Source organism: Polaromonas sp. CG_9.7, from assembly GCF_015752205.1.
Taxonomy (GTDB): Bacteria; Pseudomonadota; Gammaproteobacteria; order Burkholderiales; family Burkholderiaceae_C; genus Polaromonas.
Genome location: NZ_JADOVG010000005.1, coordinates 249050 through 255049, shown reverse-complemented (window position 1 = coordinate 255049; position 6000 = coordinate 249050). Strand labels below are relative to the sequence as shown.

Annotated in this window: 6 protein-coding genes and 1 pseudogene; 2 read left to right on the top strand and 5 right to left on the bottom strand. The window is 55.5% G+C overall.

What is annotated here, in order from left to right; all coding sequences use genetic code 11:
• The first annotated feature begins 52 nt into the window (after positions 1-52).
• Positions 53-565: an integrase core domain-containing protein gene (locus IWX87_RS07600; protein WP_196862914.1), complete on the top strand. Its 513-nt coding sequence runs from the start codon at positions 53-55 to the stop codon at positions 563-565.
• A gap of 26 nt (positions 566-591) precedes the next feature.
• Here IWX87_RS07600 and IWX87_RS07595 read toward each other — a convergent pair whose 3' ends face one another.
• The 5 genes from IWX87_RS07595 to IWX87_RS07575 form a co-directional block, all read right to left on the bottom strand.
• Positions 592-1761, bottom strand: coding sequence for an ABC transporter substrate-binding protein (locus tag IWX87_RS07595; protein WP_196862913.1), 1170 nt, complete (start codon positions 1759-1761; stop codon positions 592-594).
• Between the two features lie 113 nt (positions 1762-1874).
• Entirely contained in the window at positions 1875-2582 is a 708-nt protein-coding gene (locus IWX87_RS07590) for an ABC transporter ATP-binding protein (protein WP_196862912.1), read from the bottom strand.
• A complete protein-coding gene (locus IWX87_RS07585; RefSeq protein ID WP_196862911.1) occupies positions 2569-3333 on the bottom strand; it encodes an ABC transporter ATP-binding protein in 765 nt (254 codons plus the stop codon). The genes IWX87_RS07590 and IWX87_RS07585 overlap by 14 nt, the downstream gene beginning before the upstream one ends.
• Complete coding sequence (locus IWX87_RS07580) at positions 3326-4351, bottom strand: branched-chain amino acid ABC transporter permease (RefSeq protein ID WP_196862910.1); 1026 nt, start codon at positions 4349-4351, stop codon at positions 3326-3328. Before IWX87_RS07580 ends, IWX87_RS07585 begins: the two co-directional genes overlap by 8 nt.
• A gap of 4 nt (positions 4352-4355) precedes the next feature.
• Positions 4356-5219: a branched-chain amino acid ABC transporter permease gene (locus IWX87_RS07575; protein ID WP_196862909.1), complete on the bottom strand. Its 864-nt coding sequence runs from the start codon at positions 5217-5219 to the stop codon at positions 4356-4358.
• Between the two features lie 205 nt (positions 5220-5424).
• Here IWX87_RS07575 and IWX87_RS20020 point away from each other — a divergent pair.
• A pseudogene (locus IWX87_RS20020) lies at positions 5425-5552 on the top strand (IS3 family transposase); the annotation flags it as partial.
• Between the last annotated feature and the right edge of the window lie 448 nt (positions 5553-6000).

Genomic DNA, 6000 nt, shown 5'->3' with positions numbered 1-6000 from the left:
CGCTTCATTGCTCGGGAGGTATTTGGCCTGATCCGTCAACGCGCAAAAGAAATTGCGCAATCTCAAATTGCCGCTTGACAAACAGAAGGGCGTCAACGGCGCGCCCATGAAGGGCGAAACCATGCTCTCCACGATGCAGCGCCTGGGAGTCGCGCACACGCGAAGCCGGCCCTCCGTGAGTAATGACAACTCTTATGTGGAATCGGCGTTCAGAACCTTGAAGTACCGCCCCCAGCTGCCCGCCAAGCCGTTTGAAAACCTGCTGGCTGCGCGGCGCTGGGTCACGGAGCTGGCGCACTGGTACAACCACGAGCATCGCTACAGCGCCATCGGCTTGGTGACACCTGCGCAGCGCCATGCCGGCCTGGACCGGGCATTGCTTGAGGCGCCTGCGCTCGTCTATGAACGAGCCCGCCAGGCAAATCCTCAGCGCTGGTCAGGGCAGGCCAGCCAGTGGGCGTATGTCGATGTCGTTCACCTCAACCAGGAAACCCCACAAATAAAGGAACCTCAAAACACGCAAAAAGTAGCCTACTCACTTCACTTTAGGCGACAACTTCCTTGACAGCTACCGAAAACGCTTTGAAGCGATTACTTCACTAGGTCGCTCAGTTTCACTTCCTTGACTTTGCCGCCTTCAATCACGCCTACAAGGGTATCCATCATTGAGCCGCCATTGGCGTCAATGCCTTCGTAATTGGCCAGGTTCTGTGCCGCAGGCAGCGCCTTAATGGCAGCATTGAGCTTGCCGCGAATTGCCATGGCGTCCGTGGTAGTGCCGGCGAGCTTCATCGCATGGGCGGTGGCGATCATGGCCGTATAGTTGTAGGTGGCTTCCGACCCAGGTTCACGTCCGGGGTAAACCTTCATCCAGCGCTCCACGAAAGCCTTCACCGCTGGCTGTGGATCGTCGATCACTGGCAACACGCCAATCGCACCTTCGAGCGCTGCATAGCTGCCGACGATGGGCTTCATTTCATTCATCTTGGCTTGGTCCATAATCACAAAGCCACCTTTGAACCCAAGCTCACGCGCCTGCTTAGCCACCAGACCGGTAGGTTCGGAAGCGCCGCCGATAAACAGCACATCAGGCTTTCCCGCCAGAGCCTTGCTTACACCGCTGTAAAAGTCAGTTGAGCGGTTATAGCTCATAGGATTGTCGGCAACGATCTTGCCGCCAGCTGCTTCCCATGCGGGCTTGAACAACGCGGTCCAGGCTTTGGCATAGTCGTGGTCGGCATTGACAATGGCGAGGTTCTTGCCAAACTTCTTCATTGCATAGCTGACGAAGGGTTTGATATAGGTCGAGAAGTCCGGTGGAATGCGAAAAGTGAGCTTGTTGCCACTCTGGGTGATTTTGGGCACGCTGGTATAGGACAGCAACAAGGCATTGAGGCGCTCGTTGCTTGTCTGGATAGCGTAACCGCCACCAGAGTGCGGGCACATCACGACGGGGGTTTTGCTCTCTTGCACCAGGCGCTGAAAGTTAATTGCTGTCTCGCTGGGGTTGTACTTGTCGTCCAGTGCAACGACCTCGAATTTCACTTTCTTGCCAGCCACTTCGAAGCCTGTGGTGTTGAGCTCGTCGATCGCGAACTTCAGCCCATCAAGGGTATTTTTACCGTACTGCGCAGCGCCGCCGCTTAAAGGGCCCGAAAAGCCGATTTTCACGACCTCCTGCGCAAACACCGGAACAGAGACGAGCATTCCACCCAACGCGAGCGCGGTGGCGATTTGGGTGAATTGTCTTCTGATGATCATGAGAGTCTCCTGGGTTGCGATGAAAAAATCGAGGGTAAAAAATCGAGGGTAAAAGATCGAGAAAGGAAATGCGTGACCGAAAAATTGCGTCAAACGTGGTTTTGGGTGCATTTCTAGGCGCCGATGTAGGCGCGGCGAACGGCATCGTTGTTCATCAAGCTGTCGCGATCGCCTTCGAGCACAATACGACCACGCTCCATTACGTAAGCGCGGTTGGCGATCTTGAGAGCGGCGTAGGCATTTTGCTCGGCAAGCAAGACGGTCGTACCAGCCCTGTTGATGCGCTGAATAACCTCAAACACCTGTTTGACAACAAGCGGCGCCAAGCCCAGCGAGGGTTCGTCGAGCAACAGGACTTTGGGGCGCCCCATCATGGCGCGGCCGATGGCCACCATTTGTTGTTGTCCACCGCTGAGCGAACCTGCTGCATCGTCCTTCTTTTCGTCGAGGATAGGGAACAACGCCATCACTTCTTCCAGTCGCTGACGGTTTCCCGCCTTATCGCTGCGGTGTACGTAGGCGCCGAGCATAAGGTTTTTGAATACCGACATTTGTGGAAACAGCTTTCGGCCTTCGGGGCACTGAACCAGACCGTTCGAAACGATTTGCGAGGGCTTGCGGCCCACAAGTTCGGTATCGTGGAAACGAATGCTGCCGCCTGCCGCTTTGTGAATTCCACTGGCGGTCAGGAAAATTGAACTCTTGCCCGCGCCGTTGGCGCCCAACAAAACCACCAGCTCACCTGTTTCGGCATGCAGGCTCACGCCGTCGAGCGCAAGGAAACTACCATAGGAAAGCGACACATTGTCAAAGGTCAGCATGGTCACTCCCCAGATAGGCGTCGATCACCGCCGGATTGGCGCGTACTTCAGCAGGTGTACCTTCGGCGATTTTTTCGCCGTAGCTGAGCACTAGAATCTTGTCGGCCAAGCTCATGATCATGTCCATCTTGTGCTCAATCAGGCAGACTGTCAGTTCGTGCTTAACCATCTTTCGAATAAGCTCGGCCAGGCCCAGCGTCTCGTCGGGATTCACACCACCGGCAGGCTCATCGAGCAACAGCAGCTTGGGGGCGGTAGCCAGCGCCAGCGCAAAAGCAACGCGCTTGCGTTCTTCCTGCGTGATGTCACCTGCCACGCGGTTTTCAAGGTGAGCAATGCCTACGAAGTCGAGCGCCTCACGCGCTTTCTCGCGACACACGCGTTCTTCTTCTTTCAGGCGGGCCGAGCCGAAGAGCACATCGATCAGGCCCGATCGCGTACGCAAGCGGTGACCCACGATCAGGTTGTCCAGCACGGATGCCGTGTCAAACAACGTGGTGGATTGGAAGGTGCGTGCAATTCCCAGACGCGCAACTTCATCAGTACGCAGCGTAGTGATGTCGCGACCGTTGAAAGTGATCGTGCCTTCGCTGGGCTTGTGCACACCGCTGATAAGGTTGAAAAAGGTGGTTTTGCCCGCGCCATTCGGGCCAATGATGGCATTAATCTTGCCCTTTTCGATGCTGGTACTGACGCTGTTGACAGCAGTGTTGCCACCAAAGCGTTTGGTAAGGTGTTCGATCTCAAGCACGTCTCGACTCCTCTTTAACGGCATCGCTTTTGGATTGTTGCCGCTTGGCTTTTTGTTCAGCCACATCAGCACCTGAGGCTTGGCGGGCACGCCAAGCCACCCAAGTGCCCACAATGCCGTTGGGCACGAAGATCACCAGTAAGATGAGCACCGGACCAAAGATTAAGAAACGGAATTCTTGCAAGAACTGTAAATACTGCGTCGCCCAAGGCACCATCAATGCGCCCAACAATGGGCCTAGGACCGTACCCAGCCCACCGATGATCATGTACACGGTCATGTCGAAAGCGTGTGTAGTTCCCGCCAGATCGGGCCCAAGAAAACGCACGAATCCCGCGTACAACGCGCCCGCCAGTCCGGCATACAAAACGGATAGCAGGAATGCGATTAGTTTGTTGCGCATCAGGTTCACACCCAGAGCCTCAGCTAGTTCGTCACCATTGCGGATCGCCATGAACGTGCGGCCCATCAAGGAATCCACAATGCGGCGCATCAACCACACACCCAGCACCAAGAAGAAAAAAACTAGGTAGTAGATCGATCGCGGAGTGTCGAAGGTGAGCGGGCCTATGGCCGAAGGCGCGGGAATTCCCATGATGCCCACCGTGCCGTGCGTGAGGCTTTCCCACTTTTCGATCACAAGAAATATGATGGTGCCAACGCACAAGGTGAAGATTGAGAAGTAGTGTCCGCGCAAGCGCAGTGACACCCATCCGAGCGGCAAACCGACCAGCACCGTGACGACACCGGCAAGTACAAACGCAAGCCAGAAAGAAACTTCGTAGTCCACGGTCAGGATGCCAAGTGTGTACGCACCAACAGCCATGAAGCCAGCGTGGGCCAGGTTGAACTGCCCTGTGTAGCCGGTGATAAGGTTAAGGCCCAGTGTGGCAATCGCAAAGATGTAGGCAGTGGACATTACTGTGAGGTGGTAGTCATTGCTCGCCAGCCAGGGGTACAACAGGCCAGCCACCAACAGCAGCCCCCACCCCAATTTTCCTTCAAGAATTTTTATCATGATCTTAGCGCGCTCCATTGGTGAAAAGGCCTTGCGGGCGCAGCGAAAGAATCACCACCAGCAACACGAACGAGATAATGTCCTTGTAATCGGTAGATATGTAATAGGCACCAAACGACTCAGCAAAGCCGATGATCAGCCCACCGACGATAGCGCCTGGCACACTGCCCATGCCACCCAAGATGATGATCACGAAGGCTTTGGTTATCACCAGATTGCCCATGGCCGGATAGACGAGGTTTATGGGAGCGTATAGCGTGGCAGCGACTGCCGCGAGCGCACCGGAGATGCCGAATGTGAGCATAGCAACGCGGTTGGCATCGATCCCCACTAGCGAGGCACCATCGCGGTTTTGCGCCATGGCCACGATAGTGGAGCCCGCGACGGTGCGTGTAAGGAACAACTGCAGGACAGCCATCAGCGTGAATGCTCCGGCAATGATCATCAATCGCTGAACTGGCGCAGTAACGCCAGCAACTTCAATAATTCCGCCGAAGGGAGTAGGCATTCTCAAGAAGTCGGCTCCCCACAACGCTTGGGCACCGGCTTCGAGAAAAAGCAACAGGCCGATAGCAGCGATCATCGAGTGAAGTCCAGCATGGTGTCGCAACGGGTGGAACACGAGACGCTCGGACAGGGCACCGATTACAGCCACTATCCCGGCAGCTCCCATCATGGCGATCCAGTAATTCACCTCCCAGCCAGTCATTAGCTTGAGCGCCACAAAAGCGCCCACCATGTAGAACGCACCATGGGCAAAGTTGGGCACGTGCAGGATGCCATAGACCAAGGTCAGTCCCAACGCTACCAGACTGTAAATGCCGCCCAGAGTCAGGCCGTTGAGCACTTGTTGAAGAAAGATATCCACTGTGAATGCGCCTCTGGATGGGTTGCAAGAAACACCTATGTTCCATCAAGCAATTGCCTGATTTCAAAACTATAAACTGCACAGTGGAATTTTAAATAGGGGGTTAACCCTCAAGTTGGTTTACAGGCGACATCAAGACTGTATGACCTTACCCCTGAAAACCTATTCCTTGCTGACTGGTTCAATTCATACAAGGAAAACGGAAATGACGAAAACATCAAGGGCGTGCTGCACGCTCGAATTCAAGCAATAGGCAGTCGGGTGGTGGAGAACGGCCTAAGAATCACGGCGGTGGCGCGCACGCTGGGAATTGTCGATCAGACGCTGTTTAACTGAGTCAAGTCCCATGGGCAGGGCAAGCTCACAGGAGCCGACAACAAAGCGCCCGTGATCGCCACCATGCAGCGTCTGGGTGTGGCGGGTTCTCGCACCCGACCGGCGGTCAGTAACGACAACCCTTTCTCCAAGTCCGTGTTCAGGACACTGAAGTACCGGCATGAATACCCGTCAAACCATTTAGTGGCCTGCTGCAGGCGCGGCGCTGGGTCACCGAGTTGGTGTATTGGTGCAACCACGAGCATCGGCACAGTACCATTCGAATGGTGACCCCAGCGCAGCGGCACTTCAAACTAGATGAGGTCATTCTGGATGAGCGCGCCAAGGTCTAAGCCGCGGCCGCAAACGCCAATCCCAACGGCTGGTCAGGGGGGACTCGTAACTGGTCGCCAATCACCGAAGTGCGCCTCAACCCGCAAACACCAAAGGAGCAGAATCAACCCGA